This window comes from Streptomyces sp. B3I8 (genome assembly GCF_030816915.1).
Taxonomy (GTDB): Bacteria; Actinomycetota; Actinomycetes; order Streptomycetales; family Streptomycetaceae; genus Streptomyces.
The window spans coordinates 3,102,735-3,128,775 of record NZ_JAUSYN010000002.1 but is presented as its reverse complement, the minus strand read 5'-3'; the positions used below and the strand labels follow the sequence as shown (position 1 = coordinate 3,128,775).

General features: G+C 73.8%; 23 protein-coding genes and 1 pseudogene. 13 read left to right on the top strand and 11 right to left on the bottom strand.

The window, feature by feature from the left end; all coding sequences use genetic code 11:
- Positions 1-174: 174 nt before the first annotated feature.
- On the bottom strand, positions 175-447 hold the full coding sequence (locus QFZ64_RS15860; RefSeq protein ID WP_307066236.1) for a DUF2530 domain-containing protein: 273 nt from the start codon (positions 445-447) through the stop codon (positions 175-177).
- Between the two features lie 332 nt (positions 448-779).
- On the opposite strand from QFZ64_RS15860, the gene QFZ64_RS15855 reads away from it, so the two are divergent.
- Complete coding sequence (locus tag QFZ64_RS15855; RefSeq protein WP_307066234.1) at positions 780-2,231, top strand: NCS2 family permease; 1,452 nt, start codon at positions 780-782, stop codon at positions 2,229-2,231.
- 52 nt (positions 2,232-2,283) lie between these two features.
- Here the strand turns inward: QFZ64_RS15855 and QFZ64_RS15850 are convergent, their stop codons facing one another.
- Positions 2,284-2,493, bottom strand: coding sequence for a ribbon-helix-helix protein, CopG family (locus QFZ64_RS15850; RefSeq protein ID WP_307066231.1), 210 nt, complete (start codon positions 2,491-2,493; stop codon positions 2,284-2,286).
- A 204-nt stretch (positions 2,494-2,697) separates the two neighbouring features.
- On the opposite strand from QFZ64_RS15850, the gene QFZ64_RS15845 reads away from it, so the two are divergent.
- From QFZ64_RS15845 to thpR, 3 genes are all read left to right on the top strand, one after another.
- Positions 2,698-3,135 (top strand): MarR family winged helix-turn-helix transcriptional regulator, encoded by a 438-nt coding sequence (locus QFZ64_RS15845; RefSeq protein WP_307066228.1) that lies wholly within the window; start codon positions 2,698-2,700, stop codon positions 3,133-3,135.
- 310 nt (positions 3,136-3,445) lie between these two features.
- A complete protein-coding gene (locus tag QFZ64_RS15840; RefSeq protein WP_307066226.1) occupies positions 3,446-4,699 on the top strand; it encodes an MFS transporter in 1,254 nt (417 codons plus the stop codon).
- A gap of 55 nt (positions 4,700-4,754) precedes the next feature.
- Entirely contained in the window at positions 4,755-5,336 is a 582-nt protein-coding gene (gene thpR / locus QFZ64_RS15835; protein ID WP_307066224.1) for an RNA 2',3'-cyclic phosphodiesterase, read from the top strand.
- Positions 5,337-5,655: 319 nt separating this feature from the next.
- On the opposite strand, the gene QFZ64_RS15830 is transcribed toward thpR, so the two are convergent.
- The 3 genes and pseudogenes from QFZ64_RS15830 to QFZ64_RS15820 all read right to left on the bottom strand — a co-directional run bounded on the left by QFZ64_RS15830 (position 5,656) and on the right by QFZ64_RS15820 (position 7,786).
- Positions 5,656-6,648, bottom strand: a complete 993-nt coding sequence (locus tag QFZ64_RS15830) for an aldo/keto reductase (protein WP_307066222.1) — start codon at positions 6,646-6,648, stop codon at positions 5,656-5,658.
- A gap of 64 nt (positions 6,649-6,712) precedes the next feature.
- A pseudogene (locus QFZ64_RS15825) lies at positions 6,713-7,065 on the bottom strand (Uma2 family endonuclease); the annotation flags it as partial.
- Positions 7,066-7,105: 40 nt separating this feature from the next.
- Entirely contained in the window at positions 7,106-7,786 is a 681-nt protein-coding gene (locus tag QFZ64_RS15820; protein ID WP_307066220.1) for an SGNH/GDSL hydrolase family protein, read from the bottom strand.
- 223 nt (positions 7,787-8,009) lie between these two features.
- Here QFZ64_RS15820 and QFZ64_RS15815 point away from each other — a divergent pair, with 223 nt between their 5' ends.
- Both QFZ64_RS15815 and QFZ64_RS15810 read left to right on the top strand, forming a co-directional pair.
- Positions 8,010-9,002, top strand: coding sequence for a WD40 repeat domain-containing protein (locus QFZ64_RS15815; RefSeq protein ID WP_307066217.1), 993 nt, complete (start codon positions 8,010-8,012; stop codon positions 9,000-9,002).
- A gap of 145 nt (positions 9,003-9,147) precedes the next feature.
- Positions 9,148-10,710, top strand: coding sequence for a cellulase family glycosylhydrolase (locus QFZ64_RS15810; RefSeq protein WP_307066215.1), 1,563 nt, complete (start codon positions 9,148-9,150; stop codon positions 10,708-10,710).
- Between the two features lie 287 nt (positions 10,711-10,997).
- Here QFZ64_RS15810 and QFZ64_RS15805 read toward each other — a convergent pair whose 3' ends face one another.
- A complete protein-coding gene (locus QFZ64_RS15805; protein ID WP_307066213.1) occupies positions 10,998-11,735 on the bottom strand; it encodes an SDR family NAD(P)-dependent oxidoreductase in 738 nt (245 codons plus the stop codon).
- A gap of 97 nt (positions 11,736-11,832) precedes the next feature.
- On the opposite strand from QFZ64_RS15805, the gene QFZ64_RS15800 reads away from it, so the two are divergent.
- Positions 11,833-12,474 (top strand): TetR/AcrR family transcriptional regulator, encoded by a 642-nt coding sequence (locus QFZ64_RS15800; RefSeq protein ID WP_307066212.1) that lies wholly within the window; start codon positions 11,833-11,835, stop codon positions 12,472-12,474.
- 79 nt (positions 12,475-12,553) lie between these two features.
- Here QFZ64_RS15800 and QFZ64_RS15795 read toward each other — a convergent pair whose 3' ends face one another.
- Positions 12,554-13,618: an aldo/keto reductase gene (locus tag QFZ64_RS15795; RefSeq protein WP_307066209.1), complete on the bottom strand. Its 1,065-nt coding sequence runs from the start codon at positions 13,616-13,618 to the stop codon at positions 12,554-12,556.
- Positions 13,619-13,740: 122 nt separating this feature from the next.
- Between QFZ64_RS15795 and QFZ64_RS15790 the strand changes: the two genes are divergently transcribed.
- Positions 13,741-14,601: a helix-turn-helix transcriptional regulator gene (locus QFZ64_RS15790; RefSeq protein ID WP_307066207.1), complete on the top strand. Its 861-nt coding sequence runs from the start codon at positions 13,741-13,743 to the stop codon at positions 14,599-14,601.
- A 76-nt stretch (positions 14,602-14,677) separates the two neighbouring features.
- Here QFZ64_RS15790 and QFZ64_RS15785 read toward each other — a convergent pair whose 3' ends face one another.
- The 3 genes from QFZ64_RS15785 to QFZ64_RS15775 form a co-directional block, all read right to left on the bottom strand.
- Positions 14,678-15,829: a hypothetical protein gene (locus QFZ64_RS15785; protein WP_307066204.1), complete on the bottom strand. Its 1,152-nt coding sequence runs from the start codon at positions 15,827-15,829 to the stop codon at positions 14,678-14,680.
- A gap of 274 nt (positions 15,830-16,103) precedes the next feature.
- Positions 16,104-17,222: a phosphoserine transaminase gene (serC, locus tag QFZ64_RS15780; RefSeq protein WP_307066203.1), complete on the bottom strand. Its 1,119-nt coding sequence runs from the start codon at positions 17,220-17,222 to the stop codon at positions 16,104-16,106.
- 280 nt (positions 17,223-17,502) lie between these two features.
- The gene (locus QFZ64_RS15775; protein WP_307066201.1) at positions 17,503-18,354 is read right to left on the bottom strand and encodes a helix-turn-helix transcriptional regulator; all 852 of its coding nucleotides are present in this window, start codon (positions 18,352-18,354) and stop codon (positions 17,503-17,505) included.
- Between the two features lie 187 nt (positions 18,355-18,541).
- On the opposite strand from QFZ64_RS15775, the gene QFZ64_RS15770 reads away from it, so the two are divergent.
- The 3 genes from QFZ64_RS15770 to QFZ64_RS15760 all read left to right on the top strand — a co-directional run bounded on the left by QFZ64_RS15770 (position 18,542) and on the right by QFZ64_RS15760 (position 22,935).
- A complete protein-coding gene (locus QFZ64_RS15770; protein ID WP_307066199.1) occupies positions 18,542-18,988 on the top strand; it encodes a nuclear transport factor 2 family protein in 447 nt (148 codons plus the stop codon).
- Entirely contained in the window at positions 18,985-19,860 is an 876-nt protein-coding gene (locus QFZ64_RS15765; RefSeq protein WP_307066197.1) for an NAD(P)H-binding protein, read from the top strand. The genes QFZ64_RS15770 and QFZ64_RS15765 overlap by 4 nt, the downstream gene beginning before the upstream one ends.
- Positions 19,861-19,953: 93 nt before the next feature.
- Positions 19,954-22,935: an FAD-binding and (Fe-S)-binding domain-containing protein gene (locus QFZ64_RS15760; protein WP_307066194.1), complete on the top strand. Its 2,982-nt coding sequence runs from the start codon at positions 19,954-19,956 to the stop codon at positions 22,933-22,935.
- Positions 22,936-22,993: 58 nt separating this feature from the next.
- Here the strand turns inward: QFZ64_RS15760 and QFZ64_RS15755 are convergent, their stop codons facing one another.
- Entirely contained in the window at positions 22,994-23,446 is a 453-nt protein-coding gene (locus QFZ64_RS15755; RefSeq protein WP_307066193.1) for an NUDIX hydrolase, read from the bottom strand.
- Between the two features lie 493 nt (positions 23,447-23,939).
- Between QFZ64_RS15755 and QFZ64_RS15750 the strand changes: the two genes are divergently transcribed.
- Positions 23,940-24,959 carry a DMT family transporter gene (locus QFZ64_RS15750; RefSeq protein ID WP_307066191.1) on the top strand — a complete coding sequence of 340 codons (1,020 nt, stop codon included), beginning with the start codon at positions 23,940-23,942 and terminating at the stop codon, positions 24,957-24,959.
- A gap of 237 nt (positions 24,960-25,196) precedes the next feature.
- Entirely contained in the window at positions 25,197-26,012 is an 816-nt protein-coding gene (locus tag QFZ64_RS15745) for a TIGR03084 family metal-binding protein (protein ID WP_307066189.1), read from the top strand.
- Positions 26,013-26,041: the final 29 nt, after the last annotated feature.

Sequence of the window (26,041 nt, the reverse complement as noted above, 5' to 3'; positions counted from 1 at the left end):
ATCCGACCTGGGGAGGAGCGCGGGGCAAAGGGCCCTCGTGCGGTGGTTGCAGGCGGGGCGAGCCGCTTGGTACCGCAGGCTCAGGCGGCGGTACCGGTTCCGGCTCAGGAGGCGAACCGGTCACGGCTCGGTCGGCGGTAGCGGTCACGGCTCAGGAGACGCGGCGACCACGGCTCAGTCGGCGGCGGTGCCGGCCTCCTTGCGGGCGGCGTCCCGCTTGATCGCGGCGTCCCGCCTGCGCACGTACCAGACGCCGATCAGCCCGAGACCACCCCCGGCCAGGCACGTCCACACCCACCACGTGTGCCCGTGGTCGTCGAACCAGCCGTAGAACGGGAGCTGTACCAGGAAGAGGACGAACCACAGGATCGTGCCGCCGGTGATGGTGGCGACCACGGGCCCCTCCAGGGGCTCGGGCGCCTCGTGCTGGGGAGTCCACTTCGCCATGCGCACAGCTTACGAGGCCGGGAGGGCGGGGCCCCGCCCGGAGCGCGCGCGGACACCGGCGGGGCCTGCCATGAGGTCCGGCGAGGCACCGGCGCGGGACCGGCGAGGAGGTCTACGCGCGGAGATAGCCTTTTCTCGTTCATATGTTCATACTGAAACTGTTGACGTCTGGCTGTATTCGTTCGTACGAACCTCCGAAGAGGCCCCGGACACCCCCCGAGGCGCCACTCTTCGGTGGTGTGACGTGCGCGGTCCCGGGGGAACCCGGGGCGGCGCACGTCGGCCCGACCCGAACACTCCCCTTCCCCGACCCCGCATCCCCTGAGGTCCGCATGCCCACCTCGGCTCCCGCCAAGGTCCCCGCCCCCGGGCAGCCCGGCGGTCGTTCCGCCACCGGCCCCCTCGACCGCTACTTCAAGATCTCCGAACGCGGCAGCACCCTGCCCCGCGAGATCCGCGGCGGTTTCGCCACGTTCTTCGCGATGGCGTACATCCTCGTGCTGAACCCGATCATCCTGAGCGGCGCGAAGGACGTGTACGGGCACCAGCTGGACCACGGCCAGATGGTCACCGCCACCGCCGTCACCGCCGCGTTCACCACACTGCTCATGGGTGTCATCGGCAACGTCCCGATCGCGCTGGCCGCCGGCCTCGGCGTCAACACGGTCGTCGCCCTCCAGCTCGCCCCCCGCATGTCCTGGCCGGACGCGATGGGCATGGTGGTGCTGGCCGGCTTCGTGGTGATGCTGCTGGTCGCCACGGGCCTGCGGGAGCGCGTGATGAACGCCGTGCCGCTCGGGCTGCGCAAGGGCATCTCGATCGGCATCGGCCTGTTCATCATGATCATCGGGCTGGTCGACTCCGGTTTCGTCAGCCGCATCCCGGACGAGGCGCACACCACCGTGCCGCTCCAGCTCGGCGCGGACGGCCACCTCAACGGCTGGCCGGTGCTGATCTTCGTCCTCGGCGCGCTGCTCACCCTCGCGCTGATCGTGCGCAAGGTGCCCGGCGCGATCCTGATCTCGATCGTCGCGATGACGGTCCTCGCACTGATCATCGACGCCACCGCCACGATCCCCTCCTGGGGCCTGACCACTCCCAAGTGGCCCGGCAATCCGGTCGCCACCCCCGACTTCGGGCTGCTCGGCAAGGTCAGCCTGTTCGGCGGCTTCGACAAGGTCGGCGTGCTGACCGGCGTCCTGTTCGTCTTCACCGTGCTGCTGTCGACCTTCTTCGACGCGATGGGCACGATCATGGGCATCGGTGACGAGGCCAAGCTGACCGACGCCGACGGCCAGATGCCCGGCATCAACAAGGTGCTCTTCGTCGACGGCATCGCGGTCGCCGCGGGCGGCGCCAGCTCCTCCTCGGCCACCACCTGCTTCGTGGAGTCCACGGCGGGCGTCGGCGAGGGCGCGCGCACCGGCTTCGCCAACGTCGTCACCGGGCTGCTGTTCGCCGCGGCGCTCTTCCTCACCCCGGTCGCCACGATGGTGCCGTCCCAGGCGGCCACGCCCGCGCTGATCGCGGTGGCCTTCCTGATCCTGTCCCACTCGATCAAGGACATCGACTGGGCGGACTACACGATCGCCGTCCCGGCGTTCGTGACGATGCTGATGATGCCGTTCACGTACTCCATCACCAACGGCATCGGGATGGGCTTCCTCACCTTCGTGGTGCTGCGCCTGGCCGCGGGCCGGTGGCGCGAGGTGCCGGTGGCGCTGTACGTCGTCGCGGCGGTGTTCGGCTTCTACTACCTGATGCCGGCGCTGGGCCTGACCTGATCACGGGGCGGTCCGCCCGCCGCCCACCGGGAGCCGTCCGCGGCCGGCCCGTCTACGGGGAGCCGACCGCGGCCGGCTCCCCGTCGTCGCCGTAGAACTCCTCCGTCCTCTCGACGGCGTCCTGGAATCGCTCGTCGAAGTCGTCACGAACGAGCGTCCGGACCACGTAGTCCTGGACGCTCATTCCTCTTTTGGCCGCCCGGCGCCGTAGCCGGTCGAGCAGTTCCCCGTCCATGCGCAGGCTGAGCACGCTGGTCCCCATGGCCACGAGGGTGGCCGGATCCGTGGGGGTGGTGGAAGGTTTTCTGCTCCCATGTCACTCGTACGGGTGATTCGTCTCGTTCTGTTGTTTTGGTGCGGGGAGGGTGTGCGTGTGTGCGCCGCCGGGCCGGCAGTGGCCGGAGTCACCACGCCGGACGCGCACACGAGTGGTCTTTAGCCAAAGTAATGAGTTACGCTAACGAGCATGCCTGACCTCACCCATGGCGACGATGCCGCCGCCGTGAGCGCTTTGCGCTCGTCCGTGATGCGCCTGTCGCGTCGACTCAAGCACCAGCGGGTCGACGAGTCGCTGAGCCCCACCGAGATGTCGGTGCTCGGCACCCTGGCGGTGTGCGGTTCGGCCACCCCGGGTGAGCTGGCCCGCAAGGAGCACGTCCAGCCGCCGTCGATGACCCGCATCGTCGCCCTCCTCGAGACCAAGGGTCTGGTGAGCCTGGAGCCGCACCCCGAGGACCGTCGGCAGAAGGTCGTCAGGCCGACCGAGCGGGCCACCGTCATGCTCGCGGAGAGCCGGCGCCGGCGGAACGCGTTCCTCGCCCACCTGATCGAGGGCCTCGACGAGGACGAGTGGGCGAGACTCCGCGCCGCCGCCCCCGTCCTGGAGAAGCTCGCGCACCTGTGACCCTCCCCGGACGGGCACCCGGCCCGGCCTCCGGGCCCACCGCGGCACCCGACCGGCGCCCTCCCCCCCCGCACCCCCACACCCCCCGCACCCGTCGTCACGCCCGAGGAGGCGAGCCCTTTTGAGTTCGGGACCCGGAGCAGACTCCGCCCCCGCACCAGCCACCCACGACTCCTCCCCGCCCCCGTCGCGGACGCCCGCCGAAGCTCCGGCGCCCCTCGAAACCCGGACGCCCGTCGAGGCGCGGACGCCGGCCGAGTCAGGGCCCCCCGCCGGGCCCCGGACGCCCGCCGATCCCCGCAAGGCGTCGATGTTCAGCTCGCTGCGCATCCGCAACTACCGCCTGTTCTTCATCGGCCAGGTCGTCTCCAACACCGGCACCTGGATGCAGCGCATCGCCCAGGACTGGCTGGTGCTGAGCCTCACCGGCTCCTCCACCGCCGTCGGCGTGACCACGGCCCTGCAGTTCCTGCCGATGCTGCTGTTCGGCCTGTACGGCGGTGTCCTCGTCGACCGGCTGCCCAAGCGGCCCACGCTGCTGTTCACCCAGTCCGCGATGGGCGTCGCCGGCCTGGTCCTGGCCGTGCTCACGCTCTCCGGCCACGTCCAGGTGTGGCACGTGTACGTGGTCGCCTTCGCCGTCGGACTCGCCACGGTCATGGACAACCCGGCGCGGCAGACCTTCGTGCCCGAGATGGTCGGACCGGACCAGCTCCAGAACGCCATCAGCCTCAACTCCGCCAACTTCCAGTCCGCCCGGCTGGTCGGCCCGGCCGTCGCCGGTGTGCTGATCACCGGGGTCGGCACGGGCTGGGCGTTCCTGTTCAACGGCGTCTCCTTCCTCGCCCCGATCGCCGGCCTGCTCCTCGTGCGCTCCCGCGAGCTGCACGAGATCCGGCGCGCGCCGCGCGGCAAGGGCCAGCTCCGAGAGGGGCTGCGGTACGTCGCCGGACGGCCCGAACTGGTCTGGCCCATCGTGCTGGTCGGCTTCATCGGCACCTTCGGCTTCAACTTCCCGGTCTGGCTCTCCGCCTACGCCGACGACATCTTCCACGCGGGCGCCGGCGCGTACAGCCTGTTCAACACGCTGATGGCGGTCGGCTCGCTGATCGGCGCGCTGCTCGCGGCCCGGCGCGGCACGGCCCGGCTGCGGGTGCTGCTCGCGGCGGCCCTCGGCTTCGGCACACTGGAGGTGGTGGCCTCGGTCGCCCCCGAGCTGTGGCTGTTCGCCCTGTTCATGGTGCCGATCGGCATCTTCGGCATGACGGTGAACGTCACCGCGAACACGTCCGTGCAGATGACCACCGACCCCGCGATGCGGGGCCGGGTGATGTCCCTGTTCATGATGGTCTTCATGGGCGGTACGCCGGTGGGCGCGCCCCTGGTCGGCTGGGCCACCGACACCTTCGGCGCGCGCGTCGGCTTCGCGGCCGGTGGCCTCGTCTCGCTGGCGGCGGCGGCCACGGTGGCCGTCACTCTGCTCCGGGTCGGCAACCAGCGGGTGCGGGTGACGTGGCAGGGCGGACCGCGGGTGCGGCTGTGCCCGCGCGGCGCGGCGGTCTGAGGAGACGGTCCGGCAAGGCGGTCCGGCAAGACGGTCGGAGAGAGGTGGCGTCGTCATGCGACTGTTCGCGGCGGTGCTGCCGCCGGCGGAGGCGGTCGAGGAACTGGCCGCGGCCGCGCGGGCGGCGGAGCTGCGGAGCCTGCCGGGCGCGGACGCGCTGCGCTGGACCGAGCGGTCCGGGTGGCACTTCACGCTGGCGTTCTACGGGGAGGTCGACGAGGGGACCGTGCCGGAGCTGTCCGCCCGGCTGGCCCGGGCCGCCGGCCGCGCCGCCCCCTTCCCGCTCGCCCTGCACGGCGCCGGCCGCTTCGGCGACCGGGCGCTGTGGGCGGGCGCGTCCGGGGACGTGGCCGCGCTGCGGCTGCTGGCCGGGCGGACGGAGGCGGCGGGCCGCAAGGCGCGGGTGCCCGGCGCCCCCGGGGACGCCGGGAGGGCCTACCGGGCGCATGTCACGCTGGCCCGGAGCGGCCGGCGGGCGACCGACCTCCGCCCGTACGTGAGGGCGCTGGAGACCTTCGAGGGCCGCGCCTGGGAGGTGCGCACCCTCAGCCTGGTCCGCAGCCGCCTCCCCGCCGCGGGCGTCCCCGGCGAGCGCCCCCGCTACGAGACGGTGGCCCACTGGGAACTGTCCCGCTGACCACCGGAGCCTGACCACCGGAGCCTGGCGGCCGGGGCAGGGCGGCCGGGACGGGGGCGGGACAGCTCCGCCGCCCGCCCCCGGATACCCTCGACCACGTGGACCCGAAGACCCGCAACCGCATCATGGCCGTCGTACTCGTGGTGATGTTCATCGTCGTGGCCCTGGCGGCCGCCCTGAACCAGTAGGGCACGCGGGGCACGGACACCCGGGACACGCCCTCACCGGCGTCTCGCCGGGCCCCTCGTCGAACGCCCGTCCGGCACGCGTCCCGTCAGGCGCCTCGGCGGACGCCCTCCGGACGCCCTCACCGGACGTCTCACCAGGCGAACGCCTCCGGAGACGGCCCCGGGCCCGGGAAGATCTCGTCCAGCGACGCCAGCAGTTCCTCGCTCAGCTCCAGCTCCACCGCCCGCAGCGCGGACTCCAGCTGCTCGCCCGTGCGCGGTCCGACGATCGGGCCGGTCACCCCCGGCCGGGTCAGCAGCCAGGCCAGCGCCACCTCGCCCGGGGCCAGCCCGTGCTTGTCGAGCAGGTCCTCGTAGGCCTGGATCCGTGCCCGCCCGGCGGGGTCGGCCAGGGTCTCGGCGGCCCGGCCGCCGGCCCGGCGCCCGCTCTCCGCCTGCTTCTTCAGCACCCCGCCCAGCAGCCCGCCGTGCAGCGGGGACCAGGGGATGACGCCGAGCCCGTACTCCCGCGCGGCCGGAACGACCTCCATCTCGGCGCGCCGCTCGGCGAGGTTGTACAGACACTGCTCGCTGACCAGGCCGTAGGACCCGCGGCGGGCGGCGATCTCGTTGGCCTGGGCGATCTTGTACCCGGCGAAGTTGCTCGATCCGACGTAGAGGACCTTGCCCTGCTGCACCAGGACGTCCATCGCCTGCCAGATCTCCTCGAACGGGGTGTTCCGGTCGACGTGGTGGAACTGGTAGAGGTCGATGTGGTCCGTCTGTAGCCGCTTCAGCGAGGCCTCCACGGCCCGCCGGATGTTGACCGCGGAGAGCTTGTCGTGGTTGGGCCAGACCGGGCGGTCGTCGAGCGTCATGTCGCCGTACACCTTGGTGGCGAGGACGGTCTTCTCGCGCCGGCCGCCGCCCTTGGCGAACCAGTTGCCGATGATGGTCTCCGTCCGGCCCTTGTCCGCGCCCCAGCCGTAGACGTTGGCGGTGTCGAAGAGGTTGATGCCGGCGTCCAGCGCCGCGTCCATGATCGCGTGGCTGTCGGCCTCGCCGGTCTGCGGACCGAAGTTCATGGTCCCGAGGACCAGCCGAGCGACCTTGAGTCCGGTGCGTCCGAGCTGCGTGTATTCCATGGACACAAGCCAACGTGCTGGAGTGCGCTCGAAGCAAGGGGACGACCCCGGGCGGGGGGAGGGGTCAGTCGCAGGGGAAGTTGTCGGTCTTCAGGACCAGGTCGAGCACGGTGCCGGTGAGATCGACGTCCGCCCCGAAGTCGACCCGGGTCTCGGTGTGGTAGTCGCCGTCCTTGGATGCGTGTAGGCGTGACACCGACCCTGGTAGGGGTCGACGATGAGGTAGAGCGGCACCTCGGCCAGCGCGTACGCGGTTTTCTTCGGCCCGTAGTCGTTCTGAGCGGTCCCCTTCGAGATGACCTCGGCGACGAACTCGACATCCTCGTACCGCCAGCGGCCCTCGGCGTCCTTCGTGGCGCCCTCGCGCAGTTCGGCGACGTCGGGGCAGAAGCCGTTCTCGTGGCCGGGAAAGTCGATACCCGCATATGCCCCCCCGAAAATGCGACCCCGCCCGCGCTCAGACCCTGGCGGTGTACTCGCCGCCCCAGCCCCAGGCCTGATGCATCGCCCCCGCGAACGCCGCCGCCAGCTTGTGCTCGCCGGAGGCGTTGGGGTGGGTGCCGTCGTAGGTGTCGAGAGCGATGTCGTAGGACTCGGGGACGGAGGCGAGGAGGAGCGGGGAGCCGGGCTCGTCGAGGTCGGCGACGGTCTTGGCGAGCAGCTCGTTGAAGCGGGCGACCTCCGCCGCGAAGAGCGCGTCGGTCGTGGCGCGGACGTTGGGTATCACCGGCAGCAGCACCATCCGCACCCCGGGCCGGGCCTCCCGCGCCCGGGTCACGAACCGCACCGTGTTCTCCGCCGTCTGCTCGGCATCGGTGTAGAAGCCCAGATCGATCAGGCCGAGGGAGACGAGCAGCACGTCCGCCCCGCTCGCGCGCACCGCGTCCCCTATCAGCGGGGCCAGGTGCTGCCAGCCCTCGCCCCAGCCGGCCAGGTGGGCGCGGGGGAAGTCGGGGTCGGCGTACTCGTACGAGACGGGTGCGTCCAGCGCCTTGTCGTAGAGCGCCTCGCGTGGTCCGACCAGCGCGAACGGGCCGCCGTAGGTGGTGCGCAGATGCTGCCACAGCCGGTAGCGCCAGGTGTGCTCGCCCGCGCTGCCGATGGTCATGGAATCGCCGACGGGCATGAACCTGAGCATGCGCTCATGATGGCCGACGGGGGTGGGCGCGGGGAACGGCGGACGGCCCGGTGGAATGTGAGACGGCCCACCCCACGGGTCGGCCCGCGGCCCCTCCACGGCCCCTCCACGGTCCGGCCGCGTGCGGTGCGAGGAGGTCCGGAGGCCGGTCCAGGACCGTCCGGCGCCGGCCCGCACCGACCACCCGCCGTGAAGTGCCGGGCGGGATGGCAGGCTTGACGCCATGCGCCGACCGTTCGCCCTCCTCGCCGGGGCCCTGCTCGTGGGTGCCCTCGCCGCGCCCGCCGCCTCCGCCTCGCCCGCCGCGGACGGCGACGCGAGTTTCCGGATCAAGGACCCGCGCATCACCGAGTCCAGCGGCCTCGCCGCCTCGCACCTGCACAAGGGCGTCTACTGGACCCACAACGACAGCGACGACGGGCCGTACCTCTACGCCGTCGACAGCGCGACGGGCCGCACCCTCGCCCGGATCACGCTCAGCGGCATCGGCACCCCGCGTGACGTCGAGGCCGTCTCGATCGGGCCGGACGGCCGGATCTACGTCGGCGACATCGGCGACAACCTCGGCGGGACCTGGCCCTACGTGTGGATCTACGCGCTGCCGGAGCCGAAGAAGCTCGTGGACCGGACCGTGCGGGCCACGCAGTACGTCGTGAAGTACTCCGACGGGGCGCGGGACGCCGAGTCGATGGTGGTGGACCCCAAGGACGGGCGCGTCTACATCGTCGACAAGAAGGAGGACGGCGGCCATCTGTACGAGGGGCCGGCCAGGTTGTCGTCCTCGGGGAGCAACATCTTCAAGCCGGTCGCGGCCGTCGACCTGTGGGCCACCGACGCCGCCCTCTCCCCGGACGGCGAACAGCTCGCCGTGCGCGGGTACTTCGGCGGCGTGCTCTACGACTGGGAGGGCGGCGGGCGGATCAAGCGGGCCGGCCGGCTGAACGTGCCGCTGCAGGGCCAGGGCGAGTCGGTCACGTACAGCGCCGACGGCACGAAGCTGATGTTCGGCTCGGAGGGCGCCGACAGCCCGGTCACGGCGCAGGACGCGCCGGGGAAGGGGGCCTCGTCCTCGTCGTCCGGGAGCGGCAGTGGGAGCGGGTCGGCGCCGGGTGACGACGGTCCCGTGAGCGGCCGGAACCTGAAGGTGGGCGCCGGTGCCCTGATCGTTCTGGCGCTCGGCTTCTTCGGGCTGCGCCGGCGGCGCGGGCGGCAGTGACGTCGCACGGTGGGAGAGGCGTTGCGAGAGGCGGGTGCGCCGGGTGTCTTGACGGGGGGCCCGTTCCTGGCTTCCATGGGGGACGCAGGGCTGTGGGAGCGCTCCCACATGTTCCGGGCCCGTGCCTCCGAGAGGAAGCAGCGAGATGTTCCGCAGCTTGCGAAGAGCGCTCCGCACCGCCGCGACGGTGCTCCTGTTGCCCATGGCCCTCGGCCTGACGGCGACGACCACCGCCTCCGCCGCGCACGCGGCCGAGGACACGACCGCCACCCCCGCGGCGGCCGCCGCCGGAGCGGGCTACTGGCACACCCGTGGACGCCGGATCCTGGACGCGGCGGGCGAGCCCGTCCGGATCGCGGGCATCAACTGGTTCGGCTTCGAGACCACCAACCTCGTCGTCCACGGCCTGTGGTCCCGTGACTACAGGAGCATGATCGACCAGATGAGGTCGCTGGGGTACAACACCCTCCGCATCCCCTACAGCGACGACATCTTCAAGAGCGGCGCCACGCCCCTGAGCATCGACTTCTCCGAGGGCAAGAACACCGACCTCCAGGGCCTGAGCTCGCTCCAGGTGCTGGACAGGATCGTGGCGTACGCCGGGCAGGACGGCCTGAAGGTCATCCTCGACCGGCACCGTCCGGACTCGGCGGGCCAGTCGGCGCTCTGGTACACCTCGTCCGTCCCCGAGTCGACATGGATCGCCGACCTGAAGGCGATGGCCGCGCGGTACAAGGGCCAGGACACCGTGATCGGCATCGACCTGCACAACGAGCCCCACGATCCCGCCTGCTGGGGCTGCGGCGACCAGGCCACCGACTGGCGGCTCGCCGCCGAGCGGGCCGGCGACGCGGTGCTGTCCGTCAACCCGGACCTGCTGATCTTCGTCGAGGGCGTGCAGACGGTGAACGGCGTCTCCGGCTGGTGGGGCGGCAACCTGATGGGCGCCGGGCAGTACCCGGTACGGCTCGACGTGGCGAACCGGCTCGTGTACTCGGCCCACGACTACGCCACGAGCGTCGCCCAGCAGAGCTGGTTCAGCGACCCGTCGTTCCCGGCCAACATGCCGGGCGTCTGGGACAAGTACTGGGGCTACCTCTTCAAGCAGGACATCGCCCCGGTGTGGGTGGGCGAGTTCGGCACCACGCTGCAGTCGACGACGGACCAGAAGTGGCTGGCGGCCCTGGTGGACTACCTGCGCCCGACGGCGACGTACGGCGGCGACAGCTTCCAGTGGACGTTCTGGTCGTGGAACCCCAACTCCGGTGACACCGGCGGCATCCTCAAGGACGACTGGACAAGCGTCGACACGGTGAAGGACGGCTACCTGGCGAGCGTGAAGGCGCCGGGCTTCCCGCCGGCCGGGAGCGGCGACGACGGGGGCGACGACGGCGGCGGGACCCCCGCCACGTCCTGCGCCGCCACGTACACCGTCACCGACGACTGGGGCGGCGGCTTCAACGCCCAGGTGACGGTGAAGAACACCGGCACGACGGCGCTGAAGTCGTGGCGGATCACGTGGACGTGGCCCGGCTCGCAGAAGATCACGAACATCTGGAACGCGACGTACACCCAGTCCGGCGCGACGGTCACCGCGACGAACGCGGCCCACAACGGCACGGTCGCCGCGGGCGGTTCGACGAGCTTCGGCTTCGGCGGAGCACCGGGCGGCGGCACCGCGCCGAGCGTGAGCTGCTCGGGGACGTAGGCCGTAGGCGGAGCGGGGGGCGCCCGGGACCCCGGGTGTCCGTGCGGCCCCCGCTCCGCGACTCGGAGCTCGTCCGCCTGTGGTGACCCGGAGCTCGTCCGCCTGTGGTGACCCGGACGCCGGAAGTCGTCCCGCTCCGGCCGGCAGGGCGACCGCGTGGACCGGATGCGGGCGCCGGTGAGCGCCCGGTGCGGGACGTCGCGTCACGGCTCCTGCCCGCGCACCTCCTGGGGGGGCGGGCGCCCGGGGCGCCTGCGATACTCCGGGCGCCGGGTGGCCCCACCCCGTCATGCCCGCGTGTAGCCGCCGTCGGCGAAGAGTTCGGCGCCGGTGACGAACGACGCGGCGTCCGAGGCCAGGAAGAGGGCGGCTTCGGCGATCTCGGCGGGGTCGGCCAGCCGGCCCAGCGGCACCGTCGCCTCGGCGAACCGGTCGGCCTCGGCGCCGACGGCGCCCAGCAGGGCGGGGGTCCGCGTGGGGCCCGGGCTGAGCAGGTTGACCCGGAACCGGCGTTCCCGCGACCGGCGGGCCCAGTTGTGCACGAGGTTGGTCAGCGCCGCCTTCGAGGCGCTGTAGACCTCCAGGTTCTCGTTGGGCCGCGCGCTGTTGCTCGAGCCGATGACGAGGACGGAGGCGTTCTCCGTGAGCAGCGGGAGCGCCTTCTGGACGGTGAACAGCGTGCCCTTGATGTTGACGGCGAGCGTCAGGTCGACGTTCGCCTCGGTGTGGGCACCGAGCGAGGCGTCCGCGGCGACACCCGCGTTGGCCACCAGGACGTCGACGCGTCCGGCCTCCTCGCGGACCCGCTCGTAGAGCGCGTCGAGGTCGGCCAGGACCGAGACGTCGGCCCGTACGCCGGTGGCGGCGGGGCCGATCTCCCCGACCGCGGCTTCGAGGCGGTCGGTGTCCCGGCCGGTCACGAAGACGCGTGCGCCCTCCCGGACGAAGCGGTGGGCGACGGCCAGCCCGATCCCGCTGGTCCCTCCGGTGATCACGGCGACCTTCTCCTGCAGCACGCCCGGCATGGCGGACCCCTTCGGTTGTGGAATGCATCGTCCATAACGTTCGTCCGCACCGTAGGCCGTTATGGACGACCCAGTCAAGAATGGGTAGGGTGAGGGCATGCCGAGACCACGCGCATTCGACGAACGCGAAGTCCTGGCACGGGCCCGGGAGCAGTTCTGGGCGACCGGCTACGCGGGCACGCGGATGGACGACATCGCCAGGGCGACCGGCCTGGGCAAGGGCAGCCTGTACGGCGCGTTCGGCGACAAGGGCGCGCTGTTCCACCGGGTGTTCGGCGACTGGTGCGCCGCCGTCGTCGAGGTGGCCGAGGGGCGGCTGGCGGGCGGCCCGGACGCGGAGGCCATGGAGCGGCTGTCGGGATACGTGCGGCTGATGGCGGAGAACACCGCCTCCGACACCGGGCGCCGAGGGTGCCTGATGGCCAAGGGCACGGCGGAACTGGCCCAGCAGGACCCGACGGTCGCCGGGCGGTCGGCCGAGACGATGACGGCACTGCTGACCCTGCTGCGAACCGAGATCGCCGCCGCCCAGCGCCACGGCGACATCGACGGTGACGCGGACCCGGAGCGGCTGGCGGCACTGCTGCTGACGGTGGTCCGCGGCATCGAGGCGGTGGGCAAGGCCGGCCTGGACCCGGAGACGGTGCGGGGCGTCGCCGACACGGCGCTGGCGGTCCTGCCACGGCCCGCCACGCGGAAAGCCCCCGCGACCGGGCACGCCCCGGACCGCGAGGCCTGACCTTCCGCGGACATCGCACCGGGGGCGGCACCGGGGCCGGTGGGGTGCCACCGCTCCCCACCGCACCGGTGCCGCCGTCTCAGCCGCGCGGCGCGAACTTCAGGTCGCCCCGCATCACGGCGCGGATGTGGTCGCCGGCAAGGGCGGCGTGCGGGACGCCCAGGTCGATCGCGCTCGCCTCGTCCAGGCGGGCGAGCTGGGCGTCGGTGAAGTCGACGTCCAGCGCGCCCAGGTTGTCCTCCAGCTGCGCGGGGGTTCGGGCGCCGAGGAGCGGGGCCGTGACGCCCGGGGTGCGCAGGGTCCAGGCCAGGGCGACCTGGGCGGGGCTGTGGCCCAGCTCCGCGGCGACCTCCTTCACGACGTCCGCGACGGCGAGGTTGCGTTCGGTCAGCGTGCCGAGGGCGGCGTTGAAGCTCCTGCGGGTGCCGTCGGTGGCGTCGATGTTCGCCGGGGTCAGGTCGTCGCGCGTGTACTTGCCGCTCAGCACCCCGCCGGCCAGCGGGGAGTACGGCAGCACGCCCAGGCCCAGTTCGCGGGCCATGGGGATCAGGTCGCGCTCCCCGGTGCGCTCCAGCAGGTTGTACTCCAGTTGCAGCGCGACCAGGGGCGACCAGCCGCGCAGATCGGCGATCGCCTGCATGCGCGACACCTGCCAGGCCGGGGAGTTGGAGATCGCCACATAGCGGATCTTGCCCTGGCGGACCAGGTCGTCCATGCCACGCAGGATCTCCTCCACCGGGGTGGTGAAGTCCCAGACGTGCAGGTACAGCACGTCGAGGTAGTCCGTCTCCAGCCGCCGCAGGCTCCCCTCCACCGAGGTGAACAGGTTCTTGCGGTGAGCGCCCGAGGAGTTGGGGTCGCGGGGGTCGCTCAGCGTGGTGTACTTCGTCGCCAGCACCAGGCGGTCGCGGTCACCGCGGGTGAACTCGGCCAGCATGCGCTCCGAACTGCCCGCCGCGTACGTGTCGGCGGTGTCGACGAAGTTGCCGCCGCGCTCGACGTAGAGGTCGAAGACCTTGCGGGACTCCTCCCGCTCGGACCCCCAGCCGGTCTCGGTACCGAAGGTCGCCGCGCCCAGCGCCAGCGGTGAGACCCGCAGGCCCGAGCGGCCCAGCGGCCGGTAGGTGTCGAGGGTGAGTGACATCGGGGACTCCTCGTGTGTGCTCGTGATCCGTTTCCGTCGGCAAGCCTGTGACGGTCGCGGGCGGGGGGTAAGGGAAGGAAGTTCCTGGGAACACGGGTCCCACCCCCGCTGTTGCAGCGGGCATGACCACGACCACCCCCGGTGTGGGCGCGACCCGCTCCGTGGACACCACCCAGGAGCTCGCCGCGTTCCTGCGGACCCGGCGCGAGAGCCTGGACCCCGGGGACTTCGGCCTGCCCGCGCGCCGCCGCTCCCGGCGCACCCCGGGGCTGCGCCGGGAGGAGGTCGCCGAGCTGGCCGGGGTCAGCGTCGACTACGTCGTACGGCTGGAGCAGGCCCGCGGCCTGCGGCCCTCCGCGGACGTGGTGGAGGCACTGGCCGGCGCGCTGCGGCTGGCGCCCCGCGAACGCGCCTACCTCTTCGACCTCGCCCGGCAGCGCCCCCGCGAACCCGGCAGGCCCGCCACCGCCGCCGCGCCGCAGCTCGCACGCCTCGTCGACGACCTCTCGCCGCTGCCCGCCATGCTGCTGAACCACCGCTACGACATCCTGGCCTGGAACGCGCAGATGGCCGGACTGGTCATGGACTACGGCACCCTGCCGCCGGAACAGCGCAACTCCATGTGGCTCTGCCTGCTGCACCCGCGGATGCGTGACTTCTACGTCGACCGCGAGCGGGTGGTCCGGGAGGGGATCGCCCATCTGCGTGCCGCCTGGGCCGCGCACCCGGAGGACCGGGCGCTGAACGGCCTGATCGCGGAGTTCGGCGCCCGGGTCGAGGAGTTCCCGCGCCTGTGGGCCGAACGGGACGTCCAGGTCAACGGCCGCGGGAACAAGGCGATCCGGCACCCCGAAGCGGGCGAACTCGCCGTCCACTTCGAGGTGCTGAGGCCGCTCCAGGACCCGGACCAGCTGCTGATGATCTGCCGCGCCGCGGACGAGGGCAGCCGTGCGGCGATGGACCGGTTGTGGGGGGACCGCTGAAACCGGTCGCGGTCCAGGTGGCGTCGGTCGGGGGCGCGGTGGCGCCGGCCCCCGGGTTCCGCCCCGGCCCGTGTGCTCACCGGACCGGGGGAACCACCCGTGTCGTCGAAGTGACGCCGGGCAGCGGGCGCTTGCCCGTGAGTACGGCCGTGCCCGAGTCGTCGCCCTTGAGGAAGGCGTCGAAGAACGCGGTGGCGTAGGCGGTCAGCGCGTCCTGCTGGGGTGCGGGGGCCAGTTCCTGCGCGGGGCAGGTGCTGTCGTCCTCGCCGAGCGGGGCGGGCGGCGTCCACCGGGTGTTGAAGTAGTTGTGGTTGCCGTGCAGCAGGGAGACCGAGTAGGCGGGTTCCCTGGTGCGTCCGACCACGTCGTCCAGGTACTCCTGGCCGTGTTCGCGCACGGCGCCGTCACAGCTGGAGGTCACCACGGCGACGGGTGTCCGGGTGACGAGGGTGTCGCTGTTGTCGCCCTCCGGGTCGTCGAACTTCACGGGGGCCAGGGCGAGTACGGCGCCCACGCGGACGCCGTCCGGCATCTCGTCCCGGTGCTTGTCCGACGCCTGCCACATCACACCCTTGCCGCCCCGGGAGTGCCCGAGGGTCCCGACGCGGTGCATGTCGACGTGGTCGCGCAGCGCGGGCAGACGGTCGGCGAGCGGGCCGCCGCCGGAGGCGAGCCGCTTCCACAGGCGCAGGTGCGCGTTGATGAGCCGGGCGCGGTCGCCGTAGTCGAAGGAGCTCATGTTGATGCCGTCCACGCTGATCGAGACGGTCACGAAGCCGCGCGCGGCCAGGGCCTCGCCGAGGTAGTCGTAACCCCGGTAGCCGGGGAACGCGCCGCCCAGGTCGCAGGGCCAGGCCGTGGCGTCCTCGTCGGTGCAGCCGTACCAGGCGCCGTGGGACATCACGATCAGCGGCAGCCGGCCGTGCAGCCCGCGCGGGCGGTGCACCACCGCGCGCAGTTCGCTGACCGTGCCGGAGACGGGGTCGGTGTACGCCGTGTCCCCGAGGTCGTACGTCTCGGTGACGGTCGCCGTCCGTGCCGAGGCGCTGCTCGTGGTGGGGGCCGTGGCCGGGCCGTGGCCCCCGGTCGCGGCGGCCGCGCCGTCCGTGCCGACGAGGCCGGCGGTCAGCAGCAGCGCGGCGCCGAGCACCCCGGCCGCCGCAACGGGTGTCCGACGGGGCCTCTTCCTCGCCCCGTACATCGTCCGGCCCTGTGTGCGTCGTTCCATCTCGGTTCTCCTGCCCGGCTCTCGCGGTCGGCCGCCGGGTGTTTCCGGGGCTCCGTGGCGGACCCGGGTGTTCCGCCGCCCCTTTGAGACGACACGGCGCCCCGATCGGTTGGAACCGGTGTGCCGGAGACGGCGGGAGGGGGGTGGGGGAGGCGGGGGGAACGGGGTGGGGGAGGCGGGGGCGGTGCGGACGGGAACGGCGAAGGGCGCCCGGTGGATGCCGGGCGCCCTTCGCCGTCGTCGCCGCGCGGGCCTCGTGCGGCCCCGCGTGCGGTTACAGCTTCTCGATCACGTAGTCGACGCACTTCGTGAGTGCCTCGACGTCCGCCGGGTCGATCGCCGGGAACATCGCGACGCGGAGCTGGTTGCGGCCCAGCTTGCGGTACGGCTCGGTGTCGACGACGCCGTTGGCGCGCAGGGCCTTGGCGACCGCCGCGGCGTCGATGTCGTCGTCGAAGTCGATCGTGCCGATGACCTGCGAGCGCTTGGCCGGGTCGGTGACGAACGGGGTGGCGTACTTGGCGTCCTCGGCCCAGGTGTACAGGCGGGTCGAGGAGTCCTTCGTGCGGGCCGTGGCCCAGTCCAGACCGCCCTGGCCGTTGATCCACTCGAGCTGCTGGTTGAGCAGGAACAGCGTGGCCAGCGCCGGGGTGTTGTACGTCTGGTTCTTCAGGGAGTTGTCGATCGCCGTGGGCAGCGAGAAGAACTCCGGGACGTGGCGGCCCGAGGCGTGGACGCGCGCGGCGCGCTCCAGCGCGGCGGGGGAGAACACGCCGATCCACAGGCCGCCGTCGGAGGCGAAGGACTTCTGCGGGGCGAAGTAGTAGACGTCCGTCTCGGAGACGTCCACCGGGAGGCCGCCGGCGCCGCTGGTCGCGTCCACCAGGACCAGCGCGCCCTCGTCGGCGCCCGCGACCCGCTTGATCGGCATGGCGACACCGGTCGAGGTCTCGTTGTGCGTGAACGCGTACACGTCCACGCCCTCCTCCGCCTTCGGCTCCGGGTGCGTGCCCGGGTCGGAGGCGATCACGGTGGGCTCGGCCAGCCAGGGGGCGAGCTTGGCCGCCTTGGCGAACTTGGAGCTGAACTCGCCGAAGTTCAGGTGCTGCGACTTGTTCTCGATCAGGCCGTGGGTCGCGATGTCCCAGAACGCCGTCGAGCCGCCGTTGCCGAGGATCACCTCGTAGCCGTCGGGGAGCGAGAACAGCTCGCGGACGCCCTCGCGGACCTGGCCGACCAGGTTCTTGACCGGGGCCTGGCGGTGGGAGGTGCCCAGCAGGGAACTGCCGGTGGCGGCGAGGGCGTCGAGCGCCTCGACCCGCACCTTGGAGGGACCGGCGCCGAAGCGTCCGTCGGTGGGCTTGATGTCTGCGGGAATCTCGATATCGGCCACGGGGGGAGATTAGCCCGTCACGGAAACGTGGGCGAAACGTGTCCCGTCGGGTGAGACGGCGCCGCTGGGGATTCACCCGGACGTGCGGGGGCGACGTCGTACGGGTGTGCGGGGGCGGGGCGTGGGCCTCGGATCCGGGTGTGCGCGGGGGCGTGCGGAGGGCGCCCCCTCGGGACTGCGGGAGCGCCCGGGGCGGGACCGCGGGAGCGCCCGGGGCCGGGACCGCGGCGGGGGCGCTCGGGCGGGACCGCGGCGCGGGCGGGACTGCGGCGGGGCGTATTCACGACGTCGTGGCGGTGGCGGCGCACAGCCGGTCCAGTGCGGTCGCGCTCGGGCTGCCCGGCTCCGCGCTGTAGAGGACCAGGCGCAGCTCGGTGCCGGGCACCAGAAGCGTCTGGGCGTCCAGGTCCAGCTCGCCCAGTTCAGGATGGTGCAGGCGCTTGCGCAGCGCCGGCCGCGGGTCCACCTCGTGGCTGCGCCAGCCGGCGACGAAGTCCGGGTCGTGCGCGGCGTACTCGTTGACCAGCTCGCCCAGCACACGGTCGCCCGGCAGCCTGGCACTGGCCGCCCGCAGGTGCGCGGCGGACTGCCGGGCGAAGTCGCCGTCGGCGCCCGCGGGTGCCGAACAGAGGGTGCCGCCCAGCCGCACGGCGAGGCGCACCACGTTGCGCTCGTGGACGGGCAGCCGCCCGAAGTCGGTGATCAGCGCGGCCGCCGCGGTGTTCCAGGCCACGATGTCCTCGCGCTCGTCCACCAGATAGGCGGGCATCGGACCGAGCCGGCGCAGCAGCCGCAGGGCGGCGTCGGGCACCGGCGCGCGGACCGGGTCGTCCGTGCGGGGCGGGAGCTGTCCGGCCAGCCGCGCCAGGTGCTCGCGCTCCGCGGCGGTGAGCCGGAGCGCCGTGCCCAACGCGGTCAGCACCTGCGGCGAGGGGCGCGGCGCGCGGGCCTGTTCCAGCCGCTCGTAGTAGCTGGTGGACATCCCGGCCAGGGCGGCCACCTCCTCCCGGCGCAGTCCGGGCGTGCGCCGGGCGTGCCGGCCGTGCGGGTGGACGGCCGCGGCCGGCATCCGGTCCGGGTGCAGGGCCTCGCGCCGCCGGCGCAGGAAGTCGGCCAGTTCCCTTCTGCTCACCCGGTCGCCTCCGCCGCTCATCCGCCCGCCTCCGCCCGCCGCTTCACACCGTCCCGCCACACTCGCACAGAGGCGTCCCGGCCGGCCACGGACCAGTGGTCCGGGGCAGACCGGTGCGTTCCCCGCGCGCCGCCGGCCGTCCACGCTGAAGTGGTCACCCCGTCCTCACGAAAGTGGGAGAACCACCGTGCCCTCACGCACCCCCGAAGAGACCTTCCGCCGACTGCTCGACCTGTTGCGGGCCAAGGACATGAACGCCCTCGCCGACCTGTGGGCGCCGGACGGCACCGCCGAGTTCCCCTTCGCCGTGGGTGCCTCGCCGCGCCGGCTGGACGGGCGCGAGGCCGTCCGTGAGTACCTGGCCGGCTACCCGGACCTGGTCGACGTGCGGGAGATCCCGGCGCTCACCGTGCACCGCACGGACCGGCCGGACACCGTCGTGGTGGAGTTCACCGCGCACGGCCGCACGGTCGCCACCGGCGAGCCCTACCGGCTGGACTACGTCACGGTGGTCACCACCCACGACGGCCTGATCACCCACTACCGGGACTACTGGAACCCGCTGGCCGTCGCCTCGGCCGCCGGCACCCTGCCCGCACTGCTCGGCTCGCTGCGCACGGAGGACGTCCGATGAACGCCGTACTGATCACCGGCGGCACCGGGAAGACCGGCGGCGCGCTGACCGGACTGCTGCGGGAACGCGGCGTGCCGGTACGGGTGGCGAGCCGCACCCCGGCCGCCGGTGACCCGGACGCCGTCCGCTTCGACTGGGCCGACCCTGCCACCCATGCGGCCGCGCTGCGCGGGACCGACCGGGTCTACCTGGTGCCGCCCGTGAGCACCCTGGACCCGCTGCCGTTGGTCGAACCGTTCCTGGCCGCGGCCGACCGGCTCGGCGTCCGCCGGGTGGTGCTGCTCGCCTCGGCCCTCGTGTTCCCCGGCTCCGACGGCGCCCTGGAACTGGCCGAGCGGGTGCGGGCCCGGCCCGGTGGGGTGGTGCTGCGCGCCTCCGGGTTCATGCAGAACTTCCTGGCGCCGCACCCCATGGGGGAACGCATCCTGCGGCACGGCGAGATCCGCACCGCCTCGGGAACCGGCCGGGTGGGCTGGATCGACGCACGGGACATCGCGGCGGCGGCCGCCGCGGTCCTGACCGCGCCCGAGGACGCGCCCCACGGCCGCACCGACGGCCGGAGCGGCGAACGTACCGACGACCGGAGCGACCACCTGCTCACCGGCCCGGCGGCGCTGAGCTACGGGGACGCGGCCGAGATCCTCACCCGGCACACCGGCCGTACGGTCCGGGTCGTGCCCGTGGAGCCCGGGGAACTGGCGGCCACCTACCGTGCGGCCGGTCTGCCGGACGTGTTCGCGGCCTCCCTCGCCGCCGTCGACGCGAACCTCCGCGCCGGCCGCGACGACCTGGTCAGCACCGCCGTACTGGACCTGACCGGCCGCCCGCCCCGTACCTTCGCCGAGTTCCTCCGGGACCACACCGCCCGCTGAGACCACTGCGACCACTGCGACCACTGAGACCACTGAGCACGTCCGTCGGTGCCCGCGCGGTCACTGTCAGTGGTCGGTGGCATGGTGGAGGGCATGACGGATCACGGGGAGACCGGGCGGGCCGGTACGGGGGCGGCGGGGCCGTCCTCCGGTGCCGTACGGGACGCGCTGCGCAAGGCCGTGCGCGGCGAGGTCGACTTCGGCGCGACCGCACGCGCGCTGCACACCATGGACGCGTCCAACTACCGTCGCGTCCCGCTCGGCGTCGTCGCCCCGCGGGACGCGGAGGACGTGGCGGCGGCGCTGGCGGTCTGCCGGGAGCTGGGGGTGCCGGTCGTGCCGCGCGGCGGCGGCACGTCCATCGCCGGGCAGGCCACGGGCACCGGCGTCGTCCTGGACTTCACCCGGCACATGAACCGGCTGCTCGACCTGGACCCGGGCGGCCGTACGGCCGTCGTCCAGCCGGGGCTGGTCCTCGACCGGCTCCAGGAGGCCGCCGCCCCGCACGGCCTGCGCTTCGGCCCCGACCCCTCCACGCACGGCCGCTGCACACTCGGCGGCATGATCGGCAACAACTCCTGCGGCTCCCACTCGGTCGCCTGGGGCACCACCGCCGACAACGTGGCGGAACTCTCCGTGCTCACCGCGCGCGGTGAGCGGCTGCGCGCCGGCCCCGGCTGGCGGGGCGCGCCGGACGGCCTGCGCACGCTCGTGGAGGGCGAGCTGGCGCGGCTGCGCACCGGCTTCCCGGAGCTGCCGCGCCGCATCTCCGGGTACGCGCTGGACGCGCTGCTGCCCGAGCGGGGCGCCGACGTGGCCCGCTCGCTGTGCGGTTCGGAGGGCACCCTCGGGGTGCTCACCGAGGCGGTCCTGCGGCTGGTTGAGGCGCCCCGGGCGCGTGCGCTGGCCGTGCTGGGTTACGCCGACGAGAGCGCGGCGGCCCACGCGGCGGCCGGACTGCTGCCGTACGGACCGCTCACCGTGGAGGGCATGGCCGCCGACCTCGTGCCCGACCCGGCGGGGCTGCCCCGGGGCGGGGCCTGGCTGTTCGTGGAGGCGGGCGGTGACAGTCCGGGCGAGGCGGGCGCGCGGGCGGAGGCGCTCGTGCGCGCCGCCGACGTCACGGACGCCGTCGTCGTCACCGACCCGGCCGGGCAGCGCGCGCTGTGGCGGATCCGTGAGGACGCCGCCGGCACGGCCACCCGGATGCCCGGCGGTGGGGGCCCCTCCCGCTCGAGCGGAGCCGGGAGCGGGGGAGAGGCCTGGCCCGGCTGGGAGGACTGCGCGGTGCCGCCCGCGCGGCTGGGGGAGTACCTCAAGGAGTTCCGGCGCCTGCTCACCGCCCACGGCCTGCGCGGCACGCCGTACGGGCACTTCGGTGACGGCTGCATCCACGTCCGCATCGACTTCGACCTGCTCACGGAGGGCGGGATCGCCCGGTTCCGGCGCTTCTCCGAGGAACTGGCGCACCTGGTCGTGGCGCACGGCGGTTCACTGTCGGGGGAACACGGCGACGGGCAGGCGCGGGCGGAACTGCTGCCCGCGATGTACGGGCCCGAACTGGTGGAGCTGTTCGCCCGCGCCAAGGCCGTCTGGGACCCGGACGACCTGCTCAACCCCGGCATGCTGGTCCGCCCCCACCGGCTCGACGACAACCTGCGGTTCGCGGTGCTGCCGCGCCGCCCGGTGGACGTCGCCTTCGGCTACCCGGCGGACGGCGGCGACTTCTCGGCGGCGGTGCGCCGGTGCGTGGGCGTGGCCAAGTGCCGTACGGCGGAGGCCGGTTCGGGAGTGATGTGCCCCTCGTTCCGGGCCACCGGGGAGGAGGAGCACTCCACGCGCGGCCGGGCCCGGCTGCTGCACGAGATGCTGGCGGGCGAGGTCGTGACCGACGGCTGGCGCTCCACCGAGGTCCGTGACGCGCTCGACCTGTGCTTGTCCTGCAAGGGCTGCCGCAGCGACTGCCCGGTCGGTGTCGACATGGCCACGTACAAGGCGGAGTTCCTCCACCACCACTACGAGGGGCGCCGCCGCCCCGCCGCGCACTACGCCATGGGGTGGCTGCCGGTGTGGCTGCGCTGGGTGGCGCGCACCCGGTCGGCGGGTCCGCTCAACGCCCTCGCGGCGGTCGGCCCGCTCGCGCGGGCGGCGAAGCGGCTCGGGGGGATCGCACGGGAGCGGGAGCTCCCCCGGGTGGCCCGGGAGCCGTTCACCCGGTGGTGGGGGCGGCGCATACGGCGGCGGGGAGCGGCCGGGCCCGGGGCGCGGCCCGGCAGCGGCTCCCCGGTGTCGACGGTGGTGCTCTGGCCGGACACCTTCACCGAGCACCTGTCGCCCTCGGTGGGCCGGGCGGCCGTGCGGGTGCTGGAGGCGGCGGGCCTGCGGGTGCTTCCGCCGCCCTCGCTGCGGCCGCCCGCGCGGCGCGTCGGGGACGGCCGGTCCCGGTCGGCCGCCGGACTCCTGACCGCCCGCCGCGGCCGGGTCTGCTGCGGCCTGACCTATGTGTCCACCGGCCAGCTCGACCGGGCCCGTACGGTGCTGCGCCGCACCCTGGACCTGATGGCACCGGTGCTGGAGACGTCCGCGCCCGTCGTGGTGCTGGAGCCGAGCTGCGCGGCCGCGCTCCGCACCGACCTGCCGGAACTGCTGCACGACGACCCCAGGGCGGCCCGGCTGGCCGCCCGCGTGCGCACCTTCGCCGAGACCTTGGAGGAGTACGCGCCGCACTGGTCACCACCCGCCGTGGACCGCCCGGTCACCGGCCAGACCCACTGCCACCAGCACGCGGTCCTCGGCGACGCGGCCGACCGGCGGCTGCGTGACGCGGCCGGGCTCACCGGCGACCTGACCGGCGGCTGCTGCGGCCTCGCGGGCGACTTCGGCTTCGAGGACGGCCACTACGAGGTCTCCGCCGCCTGCGCCGAGGAGCAACTGCTGCCGGCGGTGCGCGAGGCACCCCCGGGGTCGGTGGTCCTGGCGGACGGCTTCTCGTGCCGGACACAGCTCGAACAGCTCGCGGGGGTGCGGGGGCGGCACCTGGCGGAGGTACTGGCGGCCGCGCTGGGGGACGAGTGAGCGGTGACCCCCCGCTTCCCGCCGCTTCGGTCACGTGCCGCCGGTCGCGGGGGTGGGGTCAGGGCGTCGTCCCGCCGCGCACCAGCGCGTGGCACACCGGCTGGATCCGCTCGGGCAGGTCGTCGGGCCGGCACCAGCGGGCCTCCAGGATCTCCGTGGGGTCCAGCCGCATCTCACCGCCCAGCAGCCGGGCCTCGTAGGCCACCTCCAGGCGGCTGCGCAGGCCGCTGTTCAGCATCACCAGACGGCCCGCCGACACGTCGAGGCCGGTCTCCTCCTTCACCTCGCGCACCACGGTCGCCCGGAAGTCCTCCCCCTTGCGCGCGAACCCGCTCGGCAGGCCCCACTGGCGGGCCGGCGACCACATGCGGTGGCGCAGCAGCAGGACCCGCCCGTCGTCGTCGCGCACGACGCCGGTCACGCCGACCACGAACTTGGCGTTCAGGAGCCACATGACGCGGCCCTGCACCGGGCGCAGCAGTCGCCAGAGCCGGGCAAGGAGTCGTCGCACGGTGCCTCGAAGGGGGTAGGGGGCGGCGGGCCGGTCACCGGTGGCGGCCGGCGGGAAGCCACCAGGAGTGAACGGTCAACGGTACGCCTCCGCCGGCGCGCGGGACCGGGCGGCCGCCAGGGGGCGAGGGTGCGCCGGCGCGTGGCCGGCCGGTGGTGCGGGCCACCTGGACCGGGGGGCGCCGGGGGAGCGGACCGGCCGGCGGGCAAGGAGTTGACCGGAGCGGGCCCGGGGTCGCATGGTCAGGGGTGCTGGGGCGTACGGTACTGACGTGGTGCAATCCTCTGGACCGTGAGGTGCAGCAGGGTGCACTATTGGGGTGAGTGTGCTTCCGGGTCGCCGTCCGGCCGACAACGTGATGTCCGACCGCGATCCTCGACCGCGATCCCTGACCGCGGTTGTCGACCGCCCGCCCCGGCACCGTGCCGCCCCGCCGGTCCGTCGCTGCGCCGCAGCCCGCCCCGGTTCCGTTCCGACGCCCCTGGAAGGCCCCGTGACCACCCCCAGCGCCGCCACCCCGCCCACCACGTCCGGGACGGCGGCCCACGTCGGCCCCGCGACCGCCCCGGGCCGCCGGGGCTCCCTGGGCCCCGTCGGGCTGGTGCTCGCCGGCGGGGTCTCCGTGCAGTTCGGGGCCGCCCTCGCGGTCAACCTGATGCCACGTGCCGGCGCGCTCGGCGTCGTCACGCTGCGGCTGGCCGTGGCGGCGGCGCTGATGCTGGTCGTCTGCCGCCCGAAGCTGCGCGGCCACTCGCGTGCCGACTGGGGCACGGTCCTGGCGTTCGGTCTCGCCATGGGCGCGATGAACGGCCTGTTCTACCAGGCCGTCTCCCGCATCCCGCTCGGCCCCGCGGTCACCCTGGAGGTGCTCGGCCCGCTCGCCCTGTCCGTCGTGGCCTCGCGCCGGGCGGTGAACCTCGTCTGGGCCGCGCTGGCCCTCGCGGGCGTCTTCCTGCTCGGCGGCGGGGGGCTGACGGGCCTCGACCCCGCCGGTATCGCCTTCGCGCTCGGCGCCGGTGCGATGTGGGCGGCGTACATCGTCTTCAGCGCGCGTACGGGACGCCGCTTCCCGCAGGCCGACGGGCTGGCGCTGGCGCTGGTCGTCGCGGCGGCGCTGATCACGCCGCTGGGCGTCGCGGAGTCCGGCTCGAAGCTCCTGGTGCCGACGACGCTGGGGCTGGGCGCGGCGGTGGCGTGCCTGTCGTCCGTCCTGCCGTACACCCTGGAACTGCTTGCCCTGCGCCGGCTGCCCGCGTCGACGTTCGCGATCCTGATGAGCCTGGAACCGGCCATCGCCGCCCTCGCCGGCTTCCTCATCCTGCACCAGTCCCTGTCGCTCCCCGAGGCCATGGCCATCGCTCTCGTCATCGCGGCAAGCATGGGCGCGGTCCGCACACAGGTCGGCCGGGGCGGGCGGCGGAACCGGCGGGAGCGGCGGGATCAGCGGGATCAGCCGGATCAGCCCGATCCGCGGGACCGGCAGGTGACGCCGGAGTCCGGACTCAACGCCTGAGCCGCCTGAGCCGCCTGAGCCGCCTGAGCCGCCTGAGCCGTCCGGGCCGTCCGCGCCCCCGGCCCCCGGCCCCCGGCCCCGCATTCAACCCCCCGGCCCCCCGGCCGGAAAGTATGCAAGCACGCTTGCTTGTTTTCCGCGCCGCTGCCATGCTCCCTCGCACACCGCCGAGCCCCGCCGGCCGGCGGCGCACCGCCGCACCACCGTGCCGTGTCCGTGCCGGAAGGGGAGCGTCCCGTGTCCGATCCGACGCCCGTGCTGGACGACCTCCGCGACGAGAGCGAGGAGCTGGACCGGCTCGTCGCGGACCTCCCGGAGGAGCGGTGGCACGGGCCCACCCCCGCGCCCGGCTGGAGCATCGCCCACCAGATCGCGCACCTCGCCTGGACCGACCGCTCCGCGCTCGCCGCGGTCACCGACCCGGACGGCTTCGGCGCCCTCGTCGAACAGGCGGTCGCCGCGCCCGACTCCTTCGTGGACCGGGGCGCGGAGGAGGGCGCCGCACGCCCGCCGGACGCGCTGCTCGCCGAGTGGCGCGAGGGGCGCGCGGCCCTGCGCAAGGCGATGGGCGCCGCACCCCCCGGCGCACGCTTCCCCTGGTACGGGCCTCCGATGTCGGCCGCCTCCATGGCGACCGGACGGCTGATGGAGACCTGGGCCCACGGACAGGACGTGGCCGACGCGCTGGGCGTCGCCCGCACCCCCACCCCCCGGCTGCGGCACATCGTGCGGATCGGCGTGCGGGCCCGCGACTTCGCCTTCCTGACGCACCAACTCGCGCCGCCGACCGAGGAGTTCCGGGTCGAGGTCGTCGCACCGGACGGTGGGACGGTGTGGGCGTACGGCCCCGAGGACGCCGCCCAGCGGGTCACCGGGCCGGCGCTGGACTTCTGCCTGCTGGTCACCCGGCGCGCCCACCGCGCAGACCTCGCCGTACGGGCGCACGGACCCGACGCCGACCGGTGGCTGGACATCGCCCAGGCATTCGCGGGGCCACCGGGCGCGGGGCGTACGCCGGGGAGCGCGGGGGACCCCGGGGGAGCGCGCCCGTGACCGACGCCCCGACGACTGCCTCCCCGCCC